Raw genomic sequence first — 22,625 nt, forward strand, 5'->3', positions numbered from 1 at the left:
AAACCTGCGGCGAAGTGCAGTCCACGGTGTCGAGGCAGAGCGATGGTGGTTTCTTCCCCCGAGTTTTCGGTGCGTCTGGCAGACGGGCCAGAGGATTTGCGCGCCGCGCAACGCCTGAGATACGAGGTGTTCGTCGCTGAACTGGGGGCCGACGGGCCCCACGTTGATCACAACGCGCGATTGGAAAAAGACGAGTTTGATCCTTTCTTCGATCATCTGCTGCTCGAGGACCTGTCCCGTGCGTCGGGTGACCAAGTGGTTGCTGTCTACAGGCTGCTGCGGGATGACCAGATGCCATCAGTTGGGCGCTACTATTCGGAAACCGAGTACGACCTGACGGTTTTAAAGCATAGTGGCCGCAAGCTGATGGAACTGGGCCGCTCTTGTCTGCATCCAGAGTACCGCGGCGGGGCGGCGATGCTGGTGATGTGGAACGGGCTGGCCGAGTACGTTGCGGACCACGGAATCGAGGTGATGTTTGGCACAGCTAGTTTCCATGGGACGGACGTCGCTGCGCTTGCGCCGTCACTCTCTCTTTTGCATGAACGTCATCTGGCTCCGCCGGAGTTGCGCGTTCGGGCCGTGGCTGAACGGTTTCAACCGATGGATCTGATCCCCTATGATCAGATTGACCGCAAACCGGCGATGCTAGGGGTGCCTGCCTTGATCAAGGCGTATCTGCGCCTCGGTGGATATGTCGGCGAAGGAGCCTACGTCGATCACGCGTTCAACACCACGGATATCTGTTTGGTGATGGATGCGCATCGTCTAAGTGCGACCCAAAAATCAATCTACTCCAAGGGCTTGAAGGCATGAGTTCAACTTGGGACAGCGGTGAGCGTCCGGACTTTCCGCGCATTGGCGCGATGGGATGGTGCCGTGTTTTATTGCGGGGCATTCCGCTCGGGCTGCTTTGTGCCGTGGGTCTGATCCTGACGCTCGCCCTTCGTCTGATTGAGGCACCCCTCTTTGGTCAGAGGCGCCCCGTAACGCCCTATATCACCCGTGCCGTGTGCACTCTGGCGTTCCCGTCCATGGGCATCCGGTTTCGCCGGATTGGCACACCGGAACACGGCAAACTCGCGGTCGTAGCGAACCATGCCAGCTGGCTCGATATCTTTGCCCTGAATGCGCGCCAGACGATCTACTTTGTGTCCAAGGCCGAGGTGGCCGGATGGGCTGGGATTGGTTGGCTGGCCCGCGCAACGGGCACGGTGTTCATCAAGCGGGATCGCAAAGAAGCGCGTGCACAGACCGAATTGTTTGAGCAGCGACTGAGCCACGGTCACCAATTGCTGTTCTTTCCCGAGGGAACCTCGACCGACAGCCTTCGCGTCTTGCCTTTCAAGTCTACCCTTTTCGCGGCGTTCTTTCAGCCCGGTTTCCGAGAGGATCTGCGCATCCAGCCGGTCACGGTGCGCTACACCGCGCCCACAGGGCAGGACCCTCGGTTCTATGGCTGGTGGGGTGACATGGAGTTTGGCGAGCATTTGCTCAAGGTGCTGTCCGCGCCGCGTCAGGGGCAGGTCGAAGTGACCTATCACCCCTCTGTCGCGGTGGCCGATTTCGCCCACCGCAAGGATCTGACCAAGGCGCTCGAAGACACGGTCCGCAGCGCCCTGTGACTTAGCTCATGGCAGCGACGAGCGCTTTGAGCTGCGCGGCAGGATCTTCGTTGCCCCAGATTTCGGAGCCGATGCCAAAGAAGTCAGTTACCGGCGTCAGGGCGCGGATCAAGTCTTCGGTCAATGCGCCTTCGGCGACGACAGGCAGTTCAATCATCTGGGTCCACCAGCCAAACAGTTCGGCATCTGCGTGCGTGCCATCGCCCAACACAGTCCCGCCTACGGGGCCAAAAGACACATAGTCCGCGCCGGACTCACCTGCGTTCATGCCGTCGTGGCGCGACGCCGCGCAGAAGCTGCCCACGATCGCATCATCGCCAAGCTGCTTGCGGGTTGCCCGCACAGACCGCGCGCCATCTGTCAGGTGTACCCCATCCAGCCCCAGACGCTCTGCCAAGAGCACGTGACGCTCTATCACCAGCGCGATGTCGCGGTCATGGGTGATCTCGCGCAGGGCGTCCGCGCTGCGCAGAATGCGGTCTTCGTCCGTGGTTGCCAGCGCCAGACGCACGCACGCGACCTCGGTCGCATCCAGAACCCGCGCCATGTCCTCGGGGAACTCGCGGAAGTCGAAATCGGGGGGCGTGATCAGATAGATCTGCGGCAGTTCAAGCTCGGACATGAAGAGACTCCTCATTCGGTGGTTCGGCTCCTTTAGCGTGGTTTTTCGCCTTTGACCATCGGTCTGCTTGCGGGTTTTCGCATGTCGGACTATCAGACCCCGCAAACCCGACGCCGAAAGGAACACCCCATGCCCACCGATACGCCTCAGCCTTCATTCGTGCTGGTCCGCCCCCAGATGGGCGAGAATATTGGCGCCGCGGCAAGGGCCATGTGGAACTTTGGCCTCGACCGGATGCGTGTCGTGGACCCGCGTGACGGCTGGCCCAACCAGCGCGCTGTCGCGATGGCGAGCGGGGCAGGGCGGCTCTTGGACGAAGCTATGCTGACGCCTGATCTGCCCACCGCGCTCGATGATTGCAGCTTTGTTTTCGCGACCACCGCGCGGCCCCGTGGCCTCACCAAGCCGGTCTACACTCCTGAGCAAGCGATGAAAGAGGCGAACGCCCGCGTTAAAGCAGGCGAAAAGGTCGCCGTCATGTTTGGCCCCGAGCGCGCTGGTCTCGAGAACGAGGATATCGCGCGCGCCAATGCCATCATCTCGGTGCCCGTGAATCCAGAGTTCGCCTCGCTCAACCTTGGCCAGTGTGTCCTGCTCTGCGCCTATGAATGGAGCCGCCAAACCATGTCGGCTGAGCCTATGAACTACGAACTCGCCGGCACAGAATGGGCCAGCGCGATCGAAGTCGAGAAGCTGGCAAACCACTACGAAGAGCGCCTTGAAGAAGCGGGTTTCTTCTTCCCCGAAACCAAGGCAGACAACATGAAAACCAACCTGCGCAATTTCTGGAGCCGGATGCCTCTGACCCGTGCGGACGTGCAAATCCTGCACGGCGTCCTGCGCCAGATGGTCCGCTGGAAAGAGCGCGGGTAAGCCAAGCTAAAACGTCAAAAGCAGGAGACCACGCCCCTGCTTTCTGCTTTGCAAAAATACTCAATTAGAACACCGGCGCAGAAGCGCGGCGTTTCAGTCTCCAAAAACCGCCATGCGCAAGGGATCAGCCAGCGCCATCCAACTGTCCCGATCCGGCGCCACCAGCAGGCTGCCTTCGGTCAGGGTTGGGGCATAGGCTTCGCCGTCCAGCATCTTCACATAACCACCGGCCTCGCGCGCGATCAACGCGCCCGCCGCATGGTCCCATGGGTTCAGGTTGCCAGTCAGCAAGAAGTCCGCACCGCCCTGCGAGAACAGTCGATACTCATGGCAGGCACACCGCAGGCTGCCCATCCGATCAATGCCCTTGGCAAAGTCATATAGCCGTCCGCGCGCCTCGGTGTTGAACAAAGAGGGCGGCCAGTAGCCCGTCATCTCGTTGACCTGTCGCGGGGCGCGGGCCTTGGCTGCGCGCTGTGTGCCATCGGCTCGGGCAAAGACCGCGCCGCCGCCGCGTTCTGCCATCACCCAATCGTCGCCCATCGGATCATAGAGCAACCCAAAGACCGTCTCTCCGTTCTCGACCACAGCGAGAATGACGCCAAAAGTATTGAGACCATTGGCATAATTCCAAGTCCCATCAATGGGATCAATGATCAGCGCCTGCTCCGCACCTTTGAGCGCGTCTAGCGACACGGACCCGTCCGAGACAGCCTCTTCGCCAACCACCACAGCGCCGGGCAGGATCTCTGCGGCCAGAGCCGTCAGCACGCGTTCGCTTGCCTTGTCTGCTTTGGTCACCAGATCCTGTGCATGGGCTTTGGTGTCAATCTCGCTATCGTCCAGACGCCGATACCACGGGAGGATTTCCGTCTTTGCGGTTTGGCGTGTCGCAGAGATCAACTGTTCAATCTGGGTGGTGGTCAAAGTCACTTGGGGTCGTCCTGTCTTTGAATTCAATCGTGGCCCAAGAGTGGTGGGCTACTCACTTCAGCATGCACGACCAGCGCGTCCTGTCCAAGTGGTCACATCCCGACCAGCACTGCATGAAGTGTCGGTAAACCAAATGAAAAGGGCGCCGTCGCCAGCGCCCTGTCTCTATTCCGGAATTGTGACGGTTTTACGTGCGCTTGAACGCTGCCGCCAAGGCCGAGGCCATCGCGCCGCCCGACTCTTGCGGCGCGTTGCGGGGCTTACCACCACCGCCACGTGGGCCGCCCTTGGGCCCTTTTCCCCCGCGCGGCGGACCATCATTGCGATCGGCGCGGCCACCACGTTCTGGCCGGTTTTGCGCATCGGGGCTCTTCATGGACAGGCCGATCCGGTTGCGTGGGACATCCACCTCGGTCACTCGAACGCGCACGACATCACCGGCTTTGACGACCTCGTGCGGGTCTTTGACAAACTTGTCCGAAAGTTGGCTCACATGAACGAGGCCGTCCTGATGAACACCAATATCCACAAACGCGCCGAAGGCCGCCACGTTGGTCACGGTACCCTCCAGCTGCATGCCCGCCTTCAGGTCCTTGATCGAGTCGATGCCCTCGGCAAAAGTCGCGGTCTTGAAGTCCGGACGCGGGTCACGGCCCGGCTTTTCAAGCTCGGCAAAGATGTCCCGAACTGTCGGCATGCCAAAGCTGTCAGTAACAAACTGCTGGGGCTGTAGGCTGCGCAGCGGGGCAGGGTCTTTCATCAGGTCACGCAGATCGCGCCCGCAAGCTTTGACGATCTTGCGCGCGACTGCATAAGCCTCGGGGTGGACCGACGACGCATCCAGCGGCTCATCACCCCCCGAAATCCGCAGGAAGCCTGCGCATTGTTCGAACGTTCTGGCCCCAAGTCGCGGTACATCCTTCAGTGCCTTGCGGCTCGCAAAAGCCCCGTTCGCATCACGGTGCAGAACGATTGCCTCGGCCAATCCGAGCCCAAGGCCGGACACACGCGCCAAGAGCGGCGCAGAGGCGGTGTTCAGGTCCACGCCAACCGCGTTCACGGCATCCTCGACCACACCATCAAGCGCGCGTGCCAGACGGTGCTGATCAACGTCATGCTGGTACTGGCCCACGCCGATAGATTTCGGTTCAATCTTCACCAGTTCGGCCAATGGATCCTGCAAGCGCCGCGCAATCGACACCGCTCCGCGGAGCGACACATCCAGATCGGGAAATTCCCGCGCGGCCAAAGCGCTGGCGGAATAGACCGAGGCCCCAGCCTCGGACACGATCACCTTGGTCGGTTTGGGCGCTGGCATGTCCTTGAGCAGGTCCCCGACCATCTTCTCGGTCTCACGGCTGGCGGTCCCGTTGCCGATGGCAATCAAGGTCGCGCCATGTTTGCGGATCAAGGCGCCCAATGTCGCCTGCGCCCCGCGCAGATCATTTTTGGGCTGGAAAGGGTAGAGAGTCGCGGTGTCCAGCACCTTGCCCGTCGCATCTACGACCGCCAGCTTCACGCCTGTCCGGATGCCCGGATCCAAACCGATGGTTGTTTTGTGCCCTGCGGGAGCCGCCAAAAGCAGGTCTTTGAGGTTCCGCGCAAAGACATTGATCGCCTCTTCTTCGGCCCGTTTGCGCAGATCGGTCATCAGGTCGATGGTGATCGACAGCTTCAGCTTCACGCGCCAGCACCATCCCGCCACATCAGACAGGAACTTGTCTCCGGGCTGCTGCCCGCCAATCTCGAGCGCCGCGCGCAGAACACGCAGGGGCGCATCGGCATCCGCGTCCTCGGGCAGCTCTAGATCGGTGGTCAAGATACCTTCGTTCACGCCGCGCATCATTGCGAGCGCACGGTGCGAAGGTACCCCGCGATAGGGCTCAGAGTGGGCGAAGTAGTCCGAAAACTTGGCGCCGTCCTTCTCTTTTGCGTCCACCACGCGCGACACCAAATGCGCGTTACCCGCCATCATTTCGCGCAGACGGCCAAGGATTTCGGCGCGCTCTGCCAATTCTTCGGTCAGGATATCGCGCGCACCGTTCAGCGCGGCCTTCACATCGGCAACTTCGGCAGTCACATATCCCTCGGCCAATGCCGACGGCTCTGCCGCGCGGTTGTCCTGAATGGCACGGGCCAGCGGCTCCAATCCATTTTCCCGCGCGATCATAGCTCGGGTCCGGCGTTTTGGTTTATAGGGCAGATAGATGTCTTCGAGCGTCGCCTTCGTGTCCGCCTGAAGGATACTGCGGGTCAGATCGTCGGTCAGCTTGCCTTGATCCTGAATGCTCTTCAGCACTGTCTCGCGCCGCGCTTCCAACTCGCGCAAATACACCATGCGCTCGGACAGATCGCGCAGCTGGGTGTCATCGAGCCCGCCTGTGACCTCTTTGCGGTATCGGGCGACGAATGGGACCGTGGCGCCTCCATCCAGCAGCTCGATCGCGGCGGCGACCTGTGCAGGGCTGGCGTTGATTTCCTTGGCGATGCGGGCGGGAATCTTGGCTTTGAGGTCCATCTTGATCCGTCTTGACTGCTTGGCTCTTTGGCATACGCCAGCCCCCGACCGCTGCCAAGCCTATTCCCGATCACCCATAGATCACAAAATCAAACGGGCGCAGCCATCGCCGCGCACTGTCTTTCTGCTTTGTCTAAATACTCACGTCTCGACCATTGCCCGAGGGCCAAGGTCCAACCGCATCAGTGCGGCCGTTGCAACAAGTCCTGCAGGTGCGAGGCACATCCTGTCAGAGCCGCGAAATCATCCTCGACCAGCCAAATCCCGAACTGGTCTACGAAATCGCCAAACCGTCCCAAATCACGGAAGCTTTCCTCAAACCCCATCTTGTCCAACAGGGGGGCAAAGGCCCGCGACACGCCGCCGATTAAATAGATCCCACCAAATGGCAGAAGGGTCAGCGCCAGATTGCCACATACGCTGCCCATGATCTGGACAAAGTGACGGGCGGTTTCGGTGGCGATGGGATCGCTGCCATCCTCCACGCGCTTCATGATTTCGGCGGGCTCCAGAACCTGTTTTTCGCCTGCCTCGGACGACAGCCATTCATAGATACGCGCCACACCGCGGCCCGACATCACCTCTTCGACCGAGGGGAAGCCGTGGTACTTTTCAATGTATTGGCAGAGTCGCAGGTTGTCGTCGTTGCGGACAGCCAGCAGAGGGTGGCCAGCTTCTGCGGGCGGAACCAGAGTGCCTGCCGCGCTGTGATAGACCGGCGCGATGTTCATGCCAGTGCCGATGCCCACGATCAGCATGGCTGCTTGCGGGCTGGCCTCATGACCCTTGCGCAGGTTTGTCAGTGCTTCGGGCTTCAGGTAGGGCAGGGCGTGACCCTGCGCCTGCATGTCGTTCAGGGTCGCAATGACCGAAGCGCCCGTTGCAGCCGCCAGATCGTCCTTGTCGAAGACCCACGACAGGTTGGTCATCTCGACTCGGCCATCGCGCACGGGGCCAGCGGCGGCCACACAGCAGGCCTCGGGGCGCGCATCGGGATGCTCGGCCAAGAACCGCTCCAGCAGGGGCGGGAAGTTAGGCTCGCCTGCGTTTTTGTAGCGGGTGATGGTGTCGTGCAGGATCTCTGTCCCCCGCGCCAGCGCGATGCGGGTGTTCGTGCCGCCGATATCGGCGACGATGCTCAGGGGGGCGGTCTGGTCCATTCTGACGTCCTCGGGATGCTTACTGTGATAGCGCTAACCTGAGGGCCTCATAAGATGCTTTGGGTGTGCGCTTCAAGCTTTCAAAATCCACATGCACCAAACCGAACCGCTTTTCATAGCCCAAAGACCACTCGTAGTTGTCGAGGAGCGACCAGCAGAAGTATCCGCGCACAGGGGCGCCGTCTTCGATCGCTTCGCGGACAGAGGTCAGGTGGTCATCCAGATAGGCGATGCGGTTGGAGTCATTGACCTCGCCGCCGACCACGTGGTCGTTGTTCGCCATGCCGTTCTCAGTGATGTAGATCGGCAGATCGCCGGTGTTTTCGCGGTGCATCCGGCGGACGAAATCCCCCAGACCTTGCGGATAAATCTCCCACCCCATTTGCGTGCGGGTCAGGCCGCCCACGTGTTCCGACAAATGGGGCCAAGGGGTGCCTGGTGCAGCAGCGATCCGCTTGCAAGTGTAGTAGTTCAGTCCGACCCAATCGAGCGGCTGTGCGATCAAGTCAAAGTCATCTTGCCAGCCGTGGGGCAGGTGAGGCTCCAGCCCTTCGAGCACGGTTTCAGGATAGCGTCGGTTGAAAATGCCCTCGACGAAGAAGCGATTGTAAATGCCGTCATAGACCTGAGCCGCGCGGTAATCCTCTTCGGAGCCGGACTGGGGGATCGGCCATTCCATGTTGAATACACCGCCCAAGTTCTCCATCCCCAGACCGCGCATTACCTGAATGGCAGTACCGTGGGCGGTCAGGACGTGGTGCATGGCGCGGGCGGTGGCGCGGATGTCGCGCAAGCCGGGAGCGTGGGCGCCGATAAAGTGACTCAGCCAGCCCACACACCACGGCTCGTTGATCGGCGCGACCGAGTGCATACGGTCCCCGATGCGGCCCATGATTACCTCGGTGAAGTCACCAAACCACTTGGCGATGTCCGCATTCCGCCAGCCGCCCATATCCGCGAGTGCTGAGGGCAGTTCCCAGTGATACAGGGTCGCGCAGGGTTTCAGGCCGCGCTCTAGCATGGCATCGGTCAGGCGGTCGTAGAAATCGAGGCCCTCGGGGTTCGGGGTGCCGCGCCCCTCGGGCATGACCCGCGCCCAAGACGTCGAGAACCGGTAGGCGTCAAAGCCTGCCGCCTTCATCAGGTCCAGATCCTCTTCGAACCGGTTATAGTGATCGCAGGCAATCGCGCCGTGTTCGGCCCGAACCACATTGCCCGGCGTCGCGGCAAAGCTGTCCCAGTGGGTCGGACCTGCGCCGCCAAAGCTGTGGCCTTCGATCTGGTAGCTCGAGGTCGCCGCGCCGAACATGAAATCGCGGGGAAAATCGCTGCGTTTGAATTTCATTAACACCTACTCCTGAGGGACGGGCCCTGTGGAATTTCCAATAATCAAATCGGCTTCGAGCAATTTGTGCTCTGGCGGAGCCGTCGGGTTTTCAATGTGGGAAATCAGCAGATCTGCCGAGAGCCGTCCCGCCTGTCGCACAGACGAGCGCGTGGCAGTAAAGATCGGAATGCTGTCCCCGTTACGCAGGTAGGACAGGTCATCGTCAAAGGTAATCACGGAGACGTCACGCGCCATGCGCAGCCCCGCCTCGTCCAAGGCGCGCCGGACTCCGAGGGCGGCGATGAAACTGGCAACGACGACCGCAGTAGGGGGCGTATCGAGGGCCAGCATGGCCTTCATCGCATCATGGCCGTTGATCTCGGTCATCTCGCCCGCATGCAAGTAGTCGGGGTTCGGGGTGACCCCTGCAGACTCTAGGGCGGCAACCAGACCGGCGCGGCGGCGGTGGGCAAAGTCCATATGCTCCAGACCGTTGATCAACCCGATCCGGCGGTGTCCTAGAGAAAGAAGAAACTCGCCGGCCCGCTGAAAGGCGCTGGCGTTGTTCACATCCACCCAGCAATAGGGCGTATCGATATCGCTGGCGCGGCCATGGACCACGAAGGGCAGGTCAAGCTCTTGCAGTAGCGGAATGCGCGGGTCGTTCATCAGGGGGCCGTGCACGATGATGCCATCAACGCTGCCGCGACTTTTAAGATCGCGGTAGATGTCCTCTTCGTTTTGGTCGTCCACAATGGTCAGCTTCATGTCATACCCGCACGCTGAATAGCGTTCGCCCGCACCGGCGATGAAATCGGCGAAGACCGGGTTCACCATTTCATGCTGTGTTGACAGAGGGATGACATGGCCGATGGTCATTGACCGACCGCGCGCCAGACGCTGCGCGCCGATGTTGGGCTGGTAATTGTGCTTTTGCGCGGCGTGCTGAACCCGCAGGCGGGTGCGCTCTGCAACCTCGGGATAGCCGTTCAGCGCGCGGCTGACGGTGGTTTGGGACAGGCCCAGAATCTCCGAGAGTTGTTTTAGGTTCATGGCGTTAGGTCCAGCCAAAGCGATTTGAATAGGCGGACAATACGGGGCTTTGCGGGATTGGTCAAAGTCCATTGCGTGCTGCACCCGCATTGCTGCGGCGCAGATGAAAACATCATTGAATTATTAAAGAACTGCGCCACCATGCGGATTGTGGGTGTTGACAGAAAGTACAAGTTCAAGCACCGTCGCGCCATTCAAAGCGCTTTGGGTCTGTTTGGAGAAGATTCGAATTTGCGCCGTGGACCTTGGGAGGAAAACATGAAGAAGGTACTTTTCGCGGGCGTTGCTGCCTCTGCGATGATTGCAGGAAACGCCTACGCGCAGGACCTGATGTTCGCACCCGGCGAGGGCGATTTTCACTGGGACAGCTATCAGGCCTTTGCCGATGCCAATGATCTGGCGGGACAGACCGTTACGATCACCGGACCGTGGACCGGCAACGAAAAAGAGCGCGTAGAAAAGGTGTTCGATTACTTCGAAGCCGCGACCGGCGCGACCGTGGAATACTCGGGCTCTGACAGCTTTGAGCAGGACATCGTGATCTCGGCCGAGGCGGGCTCGGCGCCGAACCTCGCCGTCTTCCCGCAGCCGGGCCTGGCGGCAGATATGGCCAAGCGCGGCCTGCTGACTCCGCTGCCCGAGGGCACCGCAGACTGGGTGGCAGAGAATTTTGCAGCCGGTCAGTCTTGGGTCGATCTGGGCACCTATGCGGATCAGGATGGCAACGACCAGCTCTATGGTCTGTTCTACCGCGCCGACCTGAAGTCGCTGGTATGGTACGTCCCCGAAGCCTTTGAAGAGATGGGCTACGAGATCCCCGAAAGCATGGAAGATCTGAAGGCGTTAACCCAGCAGATCGTCGATGATGGCGGCACCCCGTGGTGCATCGGACTGGGTTCTGGCGCGGCGACCGGTTGGCCCGCAACCGACTGGGTCGAGGACCTGATGCTGCGCACCCAGCCCGCGTCGGTCTATGACCAGTGGGTCACCAATGAATTGCCTTTCAACGATCCAGCGGTCATCGGCGCGATCAATGAATTCGGTTGGTTCGCCCGCACCGACGGTTACGCTGACGGCGGGGCAGAGGCTGTGGCCTCGACCGACTTCCGTGACAGCCCCACCGGTCTGTTTGAACTGCCGCCCAAGTGCTACATGCACCGTCAGGCGTCGTTCATCCCCGCATTCTTCCCCGAAGATGTCGAAGTGGGCACCGATGCGGACTTCTTCTACTTCCCGAGCTACGCGGAAAAGGATTTGGGCAACCCCGTGCTGGGCGCCGGCACCTTGTTCGGCATCACCAGCCCGTCGGACGCGACCAACGTGTTCCTCGAGTTCATGAAGCTGCCGATCGCACACGAAGCATGGATGGCGCAGGGCGGCTTCCTGACGGCGCATGCAGGCGTAAATACCGGCTTGTATAACACCGACAGCGAGCGCGCGATGGGCGAGATCCTGCAGGGCGCGACCACCTTCCGCTTTGACGGCTCGGACCTGATGCCCGGCGAGATCGGCGCAGGTGCGTTCTGGACCGGCATGGTCGACTACACCACCGGCGCCAGCGCCGAAGATGTGACCGCAGCGATCCAGTCCCGCTGGGACGAAATTAAGTAAGGTCGTATGACCATGGCCTTCCCGCGCACAGCTGTGGGAGGGCCACTCCGGCGTTATTTGCGCCCCAAATTCTGATCCAGAAGGAACGAAGCCATGGGCCCGCTCATGCAAGGCGTGTTGACGATCCTGATTGGGGTCTTCGGCTGCATTGGATATTTCTACGCCTCGAACATCGTGCTTGATCGCGTGATCTTTCCCCCGCGCCATGACGATGCAGGCCGCAATATCAACCGTGCCAATGCGGTTCGACCTTGGCTCTTCCTGTTTCCCGCGCTTTTCGCGCTGACGCTCTATCTGGTGTATCCCGTGGTCGGCAGTTTTATCAGGTCGATGTATGATCGGACGGGCGACACGTTCATTGGGTTCCAGAACTACCAGAACTTGGCGGCTGACCCCGAATTCCGCAGCGCCGTGTTTAACAATTTGCTGTGGGTGCTTGTTGTGCCGGCGGCGGCGACATTCCTTGGGCTGGTGATCGCGCAGTTGACCGACCGTCTGAAATGGGGCGGGATCGCGAAGTCGCTGATCTTTATGCCCATGGCGATCAGCTTCGTCGGCGCCTCGCTGATTTGGAAGTTCGTTTATGCCAATGACGCCAGCATCGGTATGCTGAACGCGGTGCGCCTGTTCTTTGGCGCGGATGGCCCGATTGACCCGCTGCAGGTGCCGTTCTGGAACAACTTCTTCTTGATGGTCATTCTGGTGTGGATCCAGACCGGCTTTGCCATGGTGATCCTGTCGGCGGCCCTGCGCGGCATCCCCGAGGAAACCATTGAGGCCGCCATTCTGGACGGTGCGAACCCATTCCAGATATTCTTCAAAATTCAGGTGCCACAGATCATGGGCACCATTTTGGTGGTGTGGACCACGATCACCATCCTCGTGCTCAAGGTGTTCGACATTGTCTACACCATGACAGGGGGCAATTTCGGAACGCAAATCCTGCCGAGTTACATGATGGAATACATGTTCCGCGATGATGGCCGCGCGACAGCGGTGGCGCTGGTGATCATGGTGCTCGTCTTGCCCGTGATGATTTGGAACATCCGCCAAGCCCGCAAAGAAATGCGCTGAGGAGGGGATCATGGAAAATATCGCTGGACACAAGCCGGCCCTCACGTGGGTCACGCGCATCTGCGTATTGGTTCTGGTCATCCTTTGGCTGGTTCCGACAGTCGGTCTGTTCGTCTCTTCCTTTCGCGACCGCGACGACATTTCCGCCAGCCCGTGGTGGCAAGCGCCATTCCCGACCGAGCAAACCTCGGCCGCGCGGATTAGCGGGGAGCCCACGCTGGTCGATGGCGTCTACGTTCTGACAGGCAACCTGAAGGACACGGAAGAAGGCATTGGCAACATTACCGCTTTTGGTGTCAGCCGTTCTGCCCCAACCGGTGTTGCGGCGGGCGAGGAAACTGAACTGCGCGGTGGCGGGACGCTGACCGTAAACGCAGATGGCAGCTATGAGTTGCGCACCCCCGAAGTGCCAAGTGACCGCGGCCAGCGCGTGTATTACGCCGCCGAAGTGCCGCCAGAATTCACTACCGACAATTACGAGCGGGTGCTCTATTCGAACGGCATGGCGCAGGCCTTTATCAACACGTTTACCGTGACCATTCCGGCGACAGTGATCCCCATCCTGATCGCGGCCTTTGCGGCCTACGCGCTGGCGTGGATGCAGTTCCCGGGGCGCGGCCTGCTGATTGCGGGGGTCGTGGGCCTGCTTGTGGTGCCGCTGCAACTGGCTCTGGTCCCGCTTCTGCGGCTGCACAACGACATCGGCATCGGGCAAAGCTTTGTCGGCATCTGGCTGGCGCACACGGGCTTTGGCCTGCCGCTGGCGATCTATCTGCTGCGTAATTACATGGTTGGCCTGCCCAAGGACATCATCGAAGGGGCCAAGGTCGATGGCGCCACCGACTTCCAGATTTTCACCCGTATCGTGCTGCCCCTTAGCTTTCCAGCGTTGGCGTCTTTTGCGATCTTCCAGTTTCTGTGGACATGGAACGATCTGCTGGTCGCCAAGGTTTTCCTACCGTCCGACAGCGGCAGCTGGGTGATGACACGCAAGATCGCTGACGACCTATTGGGGTCGCGCGGGGGCGATTGGGGCATTCTGGCGACGGCGGCCTTTGTGTCGATCGCTGTGCCGATCGCCGTGTTTTTCCTGATGCAACGCTATCTGGTCCGCGGCCTTCTGGCCGGTTCTGTGAAATAACGCGGTCCCCTCCGGCCGCATTCAAGACAATAGAAAGTACTCTCTATGGTTCCTAAACTGAGCAAAGCCGAAAACCCCGACTGGTGGCGCGGCGCTGTCATCTATCAGATCTATCCCCGCAGCTATCAGGACAGCAACGGCGACGGGATCGGCGACCTCTTGGGCATCGTGCAGCGTTTGCCCTACATTGCCTCGCTCGGGGTGGATGCGATCTGGATTTCGCCGTTTTTCACCAGCCCGATGAAGGATTTCGGCTACGACGTCAGCGACTATTGCGACGTGGACCCGATGTTCGGCTCGCTCGCGGATTTTGACGCGGTGATCGAGACGGCGCATTTCTATGGCATCAAAGTGATGATCGACTTGGTGATGTCGCACACCTCGGACCAGCACCCTTGGTTCATCGAAAGCCGCGAGAGCCGCGACAACCCCAAGGCCGATTGGTACGTCTGGTCCGATCCCAAGGATGACGGAACGCCTCCCAATAACTGGCTGTCGATTTTCGGTGGGCCCGCGTGGCAATGGGATGCTGGCCGCGAGCAGTATTATCTGCACAACTTCCTTGTGTCCCAGCCGGACCTGAACTTCCACAATCCCGATGTGCAGGATGCAGTCCTGAGCGCCGCGCGGTTCTGGCTAGAGCGTGGGGTGGATGGTTTCCGTCTGGACACGATCAACTTCTACTTCCACGATGCCGAGCTGCGGTCGAACCCGGCCCTGCCCAAGGAAGAGCGCAAGGACACCATCGCGCCTTCGGTGAACCCTTATAACCACCAGCGCCACATCTATTCCAAGAACCGCCCCGAGAACCTCGCCTTCCTCAAGAAGTTCCGCGAGCTTTTGGATGAATTCCCCGGTGCCGCGACCGTGGGCGAAGTCGGCGACGCGCAGCGTGGGCTTGAGATCATGGGCGAGTACACGCGCAAGGGCGAGGGCGTGCACATGTGCTATGCCTTTGAGTTCCTTGAGAACGAATTGCTGACGCCGGAAAAAGTCGTGCGCGTGATGAACCAAGTGGATGACGTGGCTGCCGAGGGGTGGGCGTGTTGGGCATTTTCCAACCACGACGTCATGCGTCATGCCAGCCGCTGGAACCTGCCGCCTGCGGCGCAGCGCCTGTATATCTCGCTGATGATCAGCCTGCGTGGGTCCGTCTGCCTCTATCAGGGCGAGGAACTGGGGCTACACGAAGCTGATGTCGCCTTTGAGGATCTGCAGGACCCGTATGGCATTCAGTTCTGGCCAGAGTTCAAAGGCCGAGATGGCTGCCGGACGCCCATGGTTTGGGACATCAACGAGCATAACGCGGGCTTCTCGAATGCGGCGCGGCCTTGGCTGCCCGTGTCGGGGGATCACGCCAACAAAGCAGTGGCCGAACAAGAGAAAGATCCCTCGGCGCTGCTTCATCACTACCGCCGTGTCATCGGGATGCGTCACGCGCACCAGTCCTTAGTGACAGGCGATCACGCGGACCTCAGGGCCGAGGGCACCGTACTGTCCTTCCGCCGTGTGTGCGAAGATGAAGAGTTGTTCTGCGCGTTCAACATGTCGGACCAGCCAGCAACCATCGAAGGGCCAGTGGGCAATTGGCACACCGTCAACACCGAGATGGGCAGCTGCGGCGTGGCCGAGGATGGGAAAATCCATCTGGGTCCGTGGCAGCCCAGTTTCTTGGTAAAGATGTAAGCGTGATCGGGAGGGGGACATTATGGCCGATCTGAAACTGACCGATGTGGCGAAAAGCTACGGTCCGGTCGACGTTCTGAAGCACATTGATCTAGAGATCGAGAAGGGCGAGTTGATCGTCTTTGTCGGGCCGTCGGGCTGCGGGAAGTCGACCTTGCTGCGGATGATCGCCGGTCTGGAAAAGATCACTGGCGGCGAGTTGCAGATCGACGGGCAGGTGGTCAACAATGTGCCCCCCGCGCAGCGCGGGATCGCCATGGTGTTCCAGTCCTATGCTCTGTATCCGCACATGACGGTGCGCGAGAATATGTCTTTTGCGCTGAAAATCGCGGGGAAGTCGAAGTCCGAGATTGAAGCGGCCGTGAACCGCGCCGCCAAGATTTTGCAGTTGGAGCCCTATTTGGATCGTCTGCCCAAGGCTCTGTCCGGTGGTCAGCGCCAGCGTGTGGCAATCGGTCGGTCGATCGTGCGCGACCCCAAGGTCTATCTGTTTGACGAGCCGCTCTCGAACCTTGACGCCGCGCTGCGCGTGGCGACGCGGATCGAGATCGCGCAGCTGAAAGAGCAGATGCCCGACAGCACCATGATCTACGTGACCCACGATCAGGTGGAGGCGATGACCCTTGCGAGCCGGATTGTTGTTTTGGCTGGTGGCGGGATTGCGCAGGTTGGCACACCGCTAGAGCTGTATGAGCGACCCGAGAATACCTTTGTGGCACAGTTCATCGGCTCGCCACAGATGAACTTGCTGGGGGGGCGCATTGTCGGGACGGGACAGCAGACCCGCGTGGAACTGCCCGAGGGGCAGGGGACGATCCTGTCGAACTATCCCAGTGTTGAGAGCGATATGGGGCTGGATGTCGAGGTCGGCATTCGCCCCGAGGACATGATCTCGACGGATGGTGCAGACTATGCCTATGAGGGCGAAGTTGAGATCAAGGAAGCCTTGGGCGAGGTCACGCTGCTGTACTTCAAAAAGCAGAAGCCAGAGCATGAGCCGGTGATTGCCAAGCTGCCAGGCATTCACACGGATGTGCGGGGCAAGCGGATGCGGATGACGGCGGAACCGGAGAAGGTGCACCTGTTCAACAACGGTCAATCCCTGCTCTACCGCTGACGCGCTAGAGAGTTGTGAAAATGAAAAAGGCTGGTCGAGGGACCAGCCTTTTGCTTGTTCATTTGGTTTGGCCTTAGCCGCGACGGCGACCACCACGGCGACCGCCGCGTCCACCGCCTGCTGCCATCGACGCTTTGGCGGCGTCAGCAAAGGTGGCACCTTCTTTGGTGGCTTCGAGGACTTTGGAGAATTCGATCCATGCACCGCCGTTCGGGTCGTGGTTCATCAGCATGTTGGCCGCTTTGATGGCTTCCATTTCCACCTGACGGACAGGGTTCATGATCGCCGAGGTCATGCCCGCGCCGATGGCCATAGGAAGGAAGGCCGCGTTGATGCCGTGACGGTTGGGCAGGCCGAAGCTGATGTTCGACGCGCCGCAGGTGGTGTTCACGCCGAGTTCGTCGCGCAAGCGGCGGACCAGAGCAAAGACTTGCTGGCCTGCGGTGGCCATTGCGCCAACGGGCATGACCAGCGGGTCAACGACGATGTCATGGGCGGGGATACCGAAGTCAGCGGCACGCTCGACGATTTTCTTGGCGACGGCAAAGCGGACATCGGGATCTTCGGAGATGCCGGTGTCGTCGTTCGAGATCGCCACAACGGGAACGTTGTACTTTTTGACCAGCGGCAGAACCAGTTCCAGACGGTCTTCTTCGCCGGTCACCGAGTTCAGCAGGGGGCGGCCGTTTGCTGCTGCCAGACCTGCTTCGAGCGCGGCAGGTACAGAGCTGTCGATGCAGAGCGGCGTGTCGGTCAGACCCTGAACCAGTTCGATCATCTTGGTCATGAGCGGCGGCTCAGTCTCGTTCGGGTTGGGGTTCGAGTTGTAGACAACGCCCGCATTGATATCGAGCACCATGGCGCCGCACGCGACCTGCTCCAGCGCGTCTTTCTCGACGGTGCTGAAATCGCCTGCTTCGAGTTCTGCCGCCAGTTTCTTGCGGCCGGTGGGGTTGATGCGTTCGCCGATGACGCAGAAGGGCTCGTCAAAGCCGATGGTGACAGTCTTGGTTTGCGACTCGATGACAGTGCGGGTCATTGGCGTTCCTTAGTCTTGGTTTGCGGGGACAGCAGAGCGTCCGCCGTTGTCGATGGCCCACTGCGCGTTAGTCTTGATGCCGCCGAGCGGGAAGAAATGGACATTGGTGATGTTGAAATCAGGGTTGGCAGCCTTGTGTGCGGCCAGTTCTGCGACGACCTCGTTGGGCTCGAAGGGAAGCATCAACTTGGTCACGTCTTTGGCGCGCTTCTGCAGAACCTTGAGGGAGGGGCCAACTCCGCAAGCAACCGCGAACTTGATCATGGTCTGCAGCTTGGCAGGGCCTGCGATTCCGATGTGGATCGGCAGGTCAACGCCAGCGGCTTTGATGCTGTCGGCCCATTCGATGATCGGCTTTGCTTCGAAGCAGAACTGGGTCGCCAGAGCCATTTCGGCATCGGTGCGTTCGTTGAACGACGCCTTCCAGCGCAGAGCGTCCATGACGTTCTGGTCGCCGCCCTTGGGATCGATGTCCTTGTTGCCTTCGGGGTGGCCCGCGACGTGGAGGCGGGTGAAGCCTGCGCGGTCAAAGAGGCCAGTTTCCATCAGCTGCATGGAGCTGTGGAATTCGCCGTGGGGCTGCGCAACGCCGCCAGCTAGAAGCAGCGCCTGTTTAACGCCTGCTTCGCCTTGATAGCGGTTGATCCAGTCCTCGAGGGTCGCGGCGTCTTTGATGATGCGCGCGGGGAAGTGGGGCATGACCTGAAAACCGTCATCTGCCAGACGGGCTGCGGTTTCGACCATGTCTTCGATCGGGGTGCCTTCGATGTGGGCGATGTAGACGCGTGTGCCCTCGGGCAGCAGGTCGCGGAAGTTTTCGACCTTTGACGCGGTGCGCGGCATGACTTCGATCGAGTAATTCTGAAGGAAAGCCTCGACTTGGGGGTTCACTGTGGGTGCAGCCACGTCTTCGCGCTTGCGGAAATTCAACAAAGCCATCGCGGCCTCCCAGATCTGCCGGGGTGTGCTCATGCACGCCCACCGTTTTCAATCAGCGCCTTCACTTTGGCCTGATCATACTCCTCAGTCAGCCGTGCGGCTTCCGCCTCGGCAAGGGTCTGGGGGTCACCATCCCGCGTGTCGATCACGTCTTTGCGCCATTCGGCCAGATAATCGTCAGTCTGATCGGCGCCGGATTTCATGGCGGCGCGGTCGATGGCTTGTTCAAAACGCTCTGGCAGCTGGATTTTCGCTGCTTTGCGTCCTTTGCCGACGATGACCTGAGCCGGAATATCGCGCCAGTAAACGATGGTGATCTCGGGCATGATGCGATTCCCTGTTCCCTATGCAGTCTGTTGTAGAGCGCGCGTTTGCGTCGCCTTGTGCAAATTTCGACACTGTAAAACGTGTGTGCGACCTGAGCATAATCTTGGGCACCGTTCGTGGCCATGCTGCTGGCCGTGAAAGTTCCGCATGATGATCATGTGCCTGATATGGGAAGTGGGCGGTCGGGGCGCAACGACATCTGCATATGTGCATAACCGGTCCTTGCGCATTCGGGACGGAGTGACTACCCTATCGGGTAACAATGAATGGAGGGCGTGGACATGACGCCCAGGCGTCCCGATTGCGCGGGCGCACTCCCGAAAACGGTCGAGAGCGCTCATCGCGCATCGCCCGATCCAAACGAGCTGTATGCCGCCTTGGATTTGGGCACGAACAGCTGCCGTATGCTGATTGCCAGACCGAATGGCGCTCAGTTCACGGTGGTCGATAGCTTTTCCAAGTCCGTCCAGTTGGGCGAGGGCTTGGAAAGCACTGGCAACCTAAGCCGCGCAGCCATGAATCGGACTGTGCAGGCGCTGAAGGTGTGCCAGCAGAAGCTTCAGCGGCATCGCGTGACGCATATGCGTCTCGTGGCGACTGAAGCGTGTCGGAGGGCCAAGAACTCTCGTAAGTTCCTGCAACAGGTGCGTCGCGAGACAGGTCTTTCGCTAGAGATCATTCCGCCAGAGGAAGAGGCCCGCTTGGCCGTGGTGTCCTGCGCACCGCTGGTCAGCCCGCGCACGCAGCAGTTGTTGGTTGTCGATATCGGCGGTGGCTCCACTGAACTGGTCTGGATTGATCTGGCCCAAGTGCCGCGCCGCGAGCGGGCGAAATCCATCATGCGCCTGCATCAGGGGTTCAAGGCCCGTGGTCCGCGCCTGAACCACCCGCCGGCCAAGGTGGTGGACTGGATCAGCGTGCCCTATGGCGTGGCAACCCTGCGCGAGCAATTCTCGGATGTTGAGGATGACGCAGCGCGGTTTGCCCTGATGAGCTGGTTCTTTGAAGAGAACTTGGCCGAGTTCGCGCCTTATGCCCGCGAGCAGCAGCGTCAGGGGTTCCAGATTGTCGGCACCAGCGGCACGGTGACGACCGTTGCGGCCTCGCACCTTGGGCTCAAGCGCTACGACCGGACCAAGGTTGACGGGTTGCGCATGAACTCGGACCAGATCAACAAAGTGATTGACGGCTATCTCAAGCTTGGCCCCGAAGGCCGCCGCCGCGATCCCCGCATTGGAAATGATCGCCAGACCCTGATCATGTCAGGCTCTGCGATCCTGCAAGCGCTCTTACGCTGCTGGCCTACGGACCGCCTTTCGGTGGCGGATCGTGGTCTGCGCGAGGGGCTTTTGTACGCACAGATGAGCGTCGATGGCGTTCTGAAGGACATCGAATAATGGCGAAAAAACCAACCAAAAACACGTCGGGTCGCGGCCAGCGCGATCTGACCGTCAAAGTCAAAACCGCTCGTGGGCGCACAACCAGCCAGCAGCGCTGGTTGCAGCGTCAGCTCAACGACCCTTATGTCAAACGTGCCAAGGAAGAAGGGTATCGCGGTCGCGCGGCCTTCAAGATTCTGGAGCTCGACGAAAAGTATCGCTTCCTCGTGCCGGGTGCGCGCGTCGTGGATCTGGGGTGTGCTCCTGGCGGGTGGTGTCAGGTGGCGGTCAAACGCGTGAATGCTTTGGGCGAGAAAAAGGGCAAGGCGATCGGCACCGTGCTTGGCGTGGACCTGCAAGAGGTCGAAGCCATCGCAGGCGCTGAGATTCATCAGCTGGACTTCTTGGCCGATGACGCTGATTTGCAGGTCAAAGAATGGCTTGGCGGCAGTGCGACTGTCGTCATGTCGGACATGGCGGCTGCGTCCAGCGGTCACAAGCAGACGGACCACTTGCGCATCATCGCTCTGTGCGAGGCTGCGGCCTATTTCGCATTTGACGTGCTGGAGCCCGAGGGAACGTTTGTTGCCAAAGTTCTGGCTGGCGGGGCCGAGGGCAGCTTGCAGCAACTATTGAAGCAGCGCTTCAAAAAAGTGGTCAACGTCAAACCCCCGTCGAGCCGCGCCGACAGCTCTGAAAAATTCGTGGTCGCCACAGGCTTCCGCGGCGAAGAGGCGTCCGAAGACGAGGATGACGATGTCTGAGGCGACCCACGTCTCATTGAGTGCCTTGCTCGATTTTGGGTGGGGCAGGCTTTTGGCGGGGGCGCAGTCGCGGGACGCTGCGGCACGGCATCCGACTTTAGCGACTTTTGGCCTAAGCGGTTGGCCTGAAATGCGCAGCGTCGTGCTGCGCGCGGTCAACCCTGATACGGGTACGCTAGAAGTGCACACCGATGTTGCATCGGAAAAGGTGTCGGAGTTGCGCGAAGCCCCCAATGCCGGTCTGCACGTGTGGGACCCGTCTGCTTCGCTGCAAATCCGGCTGCGAGGCAAGATGAAAGAGCGCCCGCGCAAGGAATTGCCCCCGATTTGGGAGGGGGTGCCGGATCAGGCGCGCAAAGTTTACGGGGGGCATCCCTATCCGGGATATGCGATCCAAAGCCCCTATGATCATACAGATGATCCGCAGCTTGATCGCTTTGCTGTGCTGAAATTCGAGGTGGCAGAAATCGAGCTGTTGCTCATTGAGGCCGACAAGCACAAACGCGCGCTATATCGGCGCGTGAATGGGTTCTCTGGCCAGTGGCTCGCGCCCTGATCAGAGTTGGCCAAAGACCACGGCTTCGACCTCGTCCCAACTGACGGGGTTTTCGAAGACCTCTTCGACGGGCGGGGGCATCAAGGGGGCTAGCTGTCGTCGCCAATAACTCACGCGCTCTCTCATACGGTTGCTTTGCCCGATCTCTTCGGCGACGTCAGCCGCCGCCAAATCGTCCAGACTTCCCAGCACAAAAGCAAAGGCACGTTCGTCAATCGTCATTTAACAGGCAGCTCCGAGCAGTTGGGTTCGTAGCGCGACACCCGCGCTTCTTACCCTTCTACCAACGACCTGAGACGGCAGATTGTAGAGTGACCCGAGGTCATCTAAGGACAGCCCGTAGACCAATCGGGCTACCAACATCTCGGCCGCTTGGACGGAAAGTGTCCGTAAGGCTGTATTGATCCGACCAACTTGATGGTGTCGCAATTGCCGCTCGGTCTGGTCGAGGTCTGCGTCCTCTTCCCACGCGATGTTGCGTCCGTAGAAGGGCTGGTCACCGGCTTTTTCCTTCAGCCTTTCAATGGCCAAGCAGCGCGTGCGGCGCAGCAACCAGTCCAGCCCGTCTTCCACAGAGGGGTCATAAGTCGCAGCCTCGCGCCAGACGCGGGGCATCAGCTCCAGATAGGTGATCCGAGCCAGTTCGCGGTCGCTCAGTAGGCGGGCAAGCTCTGTGTAAAGCTTGTTGCCATGCATCTGATGCAATTCGCGTAATGCGTTTTTGTCGCGACCAGCGATCCTTTTTAGGACTTCTTCGGTCGCACACTCCAGAACTTCGTTTTCCACGATGAAACACTCCGACTACACACTTACTGATATGTAGAACGGCCCATACGGGACGCGTTTTAGCGCCAAAGGTATAATTTTTAATACCTAGGGAT

The 22,625-nt window shown here is 60.2% G+C and carries 22 protein-coding genes; 11 read left to right on the top strand and 11 right to left on the bottom strand.

The window, feature by feature from the left end; genetic code table 11:
- Window positions 1-42 precede the first annotated feature (42 nt).
- Together N4A58_RS09705 and N4A58_RS09710 are read left to right on the top strand one after the other, a co-directional pair.
- The gene (locus N4A58_RS09705; protein WP_072706746.1) at window positions 43-816 is read left to right on the top strand and encodes a GNAT family N-acyltransferase; all 774 of its coding nucleotides are present in this window, start codon (window positions 43-45) and stop codon (window positions 814-816) included.
- A complete protein-coding gene (locus tag N4A58_RS09710) occupies window positions 813-1,625 on the top strand; it encodes a 1-acyl-sn-glycerol-3-phosphate acyltransferase (protein ID WP_293709101.1) in 813 nt (270 codons plus the stop codon). The genes N4A58_RS09705 and N4A58_RS09710 overlap by 4 nt, the downstream gene beginning before the upstream one ends.
- A 1-nt stretch (window position 1,626) precedes the next feature.
- Here N4A58_RS09710 and N4A58_RS09715 read toward each other — a convergent pair whose 3' ends face one another.
- Window positions 1,627-2,247 carry a thiamine phosphate synthase gene (locus N4A58_RS09715; RefSeq protein ID WP_293709102.1) on the bottom strand — a complete coding sequence of 207 codons (621 nt, stop codon included), beginning with the start codon at window positions 2,245-2,247 and terminating at the stop codon, window positions 1,627-1,629.
- A gap of 129 nt (window positions 2,248-2,376) precedes the next feature.
- Between N4A58_RS09715 and N4A58_RS09720 the strand changes: the two genes are divergently transcribed.
- Window positions 2,377-3,120, top strand: coding sequence for an RNA methyltransferase (locus N4A58_RS09720; protein WP_293709103.1), 744 nt, complete (start codon window positions 2,377-2,379; stop codon window positions 3,118-3,120).
- A 93-nt stretch (window positions 3,121-3,213) separates the two neighbouring features.
- Here N4A58_RS09720 and N4A58_RS09725 read toward each other — a convergent pair whose 3' ends face one another.
- The 5 genes from N4A58_RS09725 to N4A58_RS09745 all read right to left on the bottom strand — a co-directional run bounded on the left by N4A58_RS09725 (window position 3,214) and on the right by N4A58_RS09745 (window position 10,111).
- Entirely contained in the window at window positions 3,214-4,053 is an 840-nt protein-coding gene (locus N4A58_RS09725; protein WP_293709104.1) for an inositol monophosphatase, read from the bottom strand.
- 187 nt (window positions 4,054-4,240) lie between these two features.
- Window positions 4,241-6,571 (bottom strand): Tex family protein, encoded by a 2,331-nt coding sequence (locus tag N4A58_RS09730; protein WP_293709105.1) that lies wholly within the window; start codon window positions 6,569-6,571, stop codon window positions 4,241-4,243.
- Between the two features lie 182 nt (window positions 6,572-6,753).
- Window positions 6,754-7,731: a glucokinase gene (locus N4A58_RS09735; RefSeq protein WP_293709106.1), complete on the bottom strand. Its 978-nt coding sequence runs from the start codon at window positions 7,729-7,731 to the stop codon at window positions 6,754-6,756.
- 19 nt (window positions 7,732-7,750) lie between these two features.
- Window positions 7,751-9,076 (bottom strand): GH1 family beta-glucosidase, encoded by a 1,326-nt coding sequence (locus N4A58_RS09740; protein WP_293709107.1) that lies wholly within the window; start codon window positions 9,074-9,076, stop codon window positions 7,751-7,753.
- Window positions 9,077-9,082: 6 nt separating this feature from the next.
- Window positions 9,083-10,111, bottom strand: coding sequence for a LacI family DNA-binding transcriptional regulator (locus tag N4A58_RS09745; protein WP_293709108.1), 1,029 nt, complete (start codon window positions 10,109-10,111; stop codon window positions 9,083-9,085).
- A gap of 258 nt (window positions 10,112-10,369) precedes the next feature.
- Between N4A58_RS09745 and N4A58_RS09750 the strand changes: the two genes are divergently transcribed.
- From N4A58_RS09750 to N4A58_RS09770, 5 genes are all read left to right on the top strand, one after another.
- Window positions 10,370-11,722 carry an ABC transporter substrate-binding protein gene (locus N4A58_RS09750; protein WP_293709109.1) on the top strand — a complete coding sequence of 451 codons (1,353 nt, stop codon included), beginning with the start codon at window positions 10,370-10,372 and terminating at the stop codon, window positions 11,720-11,722.
- A 93-nt stretch (window positions 11,723-11,815) separates the two neighbouring features.
- Entirely contained in the window at window positions 11,816-12,796 is a 981-nt protein-coding gene (locus N4A58_RS09755) for a carbohydrate ABC transporter permease (RefSeq protein ID WP_293709110.1), read from the top strand.
- Between the two features lie 10 nt (window positions 12,797-12,806).
- Window positions 12,807-13,937 (top strand): carbohydrate ABC transporter permease, encoded by a 1,131-nt coding sequence (locus N4A58_RS09760; protein WP_293709111.1) that lies wholly within the window; start codon window positions 12,807-12,809, stop codon window positions 13,935-13,937.
- 45 nt (window positions 13,938-13,982) lie between these two features.
- Entirely contained in the window at window positions 13,983-15,623 is a 1,641-nt protein-coding gene (locus N4A58_RS09765) for an alpha-amylase family glycosyl hydrolase (protein WP_293709112.1), read from the top strand.
- 22 nt (window positions 15,624-15,645) lie between these two features.
- Entirely contained in the window at window positions 15,646-16,740 is a 1,095-nt protein-coding gene (locus N4A58_RS09770) for an ABC transporter ATP-binding protein (protein WP_293709113.1), read from the top strand.
- Between the two features lie 73 nt (window positions 16,741-16,813).
- On the opposite strand, the gene N4A58_RS09775 is transcribed toward N4A58_RS09770, so the two are convergent.
- From N4A58_RS09775 to N4A58_RS09785, 3 genes are read right to left on the bottom strand one after another with little or no spacing between them, the layout of a single operon-like run.
- On the bottom strand, window positions 16,814-17,779 hold the full coding sequence (locus tag N4A58_RS09775) for a methyltetrahydrofolate cobalamin methyltransferase (RefSeq protein WP_293709114.1): 966 nt from the start codon (window positions 17,777-17,779) through the stop codon (window positions 16,814-16,816).
- A 9-nt stretch (window positions 17,780-17,788) separates the two neighbouring features.
- Window positions 17,789-18,718 carry a methylenetetrahydrofolate reductase gene (locus tag N4A58_RS09780; protein WP_293709311.1) on the bottom strand — a complete coding sequence of 310 codons (930 nt, stop codon included), beginning with the start codon at window positions 18,716-18,718 and terminating at the stop codon, window positions 17,789-17,791.
- Between the two features lie 29 nt (window positions 18,719-18,747).
- On the bottom strand, window positions 18,748-19,044 hold the full coding sequence (locus tag N4A58_RS09785) for a virulence factor (protein WP_072706733.1): 297 nt from the start codon (window positions 19,042-19,044) through the stop codon (window positions 18,748-18,750).
- A gap of 282 nt (window positions 19,045-19,326) precedes the next feature.
- On the opposite strand from N4A58_RS09785, the gene N4A58_RS09790 reads away from it, so the two are divergent.
- From N4A58_RS09790 to N4A58_RS09800, 3 genes are read left to right on the top strand one after another with little or no spacing between them, the layout of a single operon-like run.
- Window positions 19,327-20,442 carry a Ppx/GppA phosphatase family protein gene (locus N4A58_RS09790; protein WP_293709115.1) on the top strand — a complete coding sequence of 372 codons (1,116 nt, stop codon included), beginning with the start codon at window positions 19,327-19,329 and terminating at the stop codon, window positions 20,440-20,442.
- Window positions 20,442-21,188 carry an RlmE family RNA methyltransferase gene (locus N4A58_RS09795; RefSeq protein ID WP_072706732.1) on the top strand — a complete coding sequence of 249 codons (747 nt, stop codon included), beginning with the start codon at window positions 20,442-20,444 and terminating at the stop codon, window positions 21,186-21,188. The genes N4A58_RS09790 and N4A58_RS09795 overlap by 1 nt, the downstream gene beginning before the upstream one ends.
- Window positions 21,181-21,744, top strand: coding sequence for a pyridoxamine 5'-phosphate oxidase family protein (locus tag N4A58_RS09800; protein ID WP_293709116.1), 564 nt, complete (start codon window positions 21,181-21,183; stop codon window positions 21,742-21,744). Before N4A58_RS09795 ends, N4A58_RS09800 begins: the two co-directional genes overlap by 8 nt.
- Here N4A58_RS09800 and N4A58_RS09805 read toward each other — a convergent pair whose 3' ends face one another.
- Window positions 21,745-21,966: a hypothetical protein gene (locus tag N4A58_RS09805; protein WP_072706730.1), complete on the bottom strand. Its 222-nt coding sequence runs from the start codon at window positions 21,964-21,966 to the stop codon at window positions 21,745-21,747.
- Window positions 21,967-22,530, bottom strand: coding sequence for a sigma-70 family RNA polymerase sigma factor (locus N4A58_RS09810; protein WP_092464238.1), 564 nt, complete (start codon window positions 22,528-22,530; stop codon window positions 21,967-21,969).
- Window positions 22,531-22,625 lie beyond the last annotated feature (95 nt).

Origin of the sequence: Donghicola sp. (genome assembly GCF_025210255.1) — a bacterium.
Taxonomy (GTDB): Bacteria; Pseudomonadota; Alphaproteobacteria; order Rhodobacterales; family Rhodobacteraceae; genus Donghicola; species Donghicola eburneus.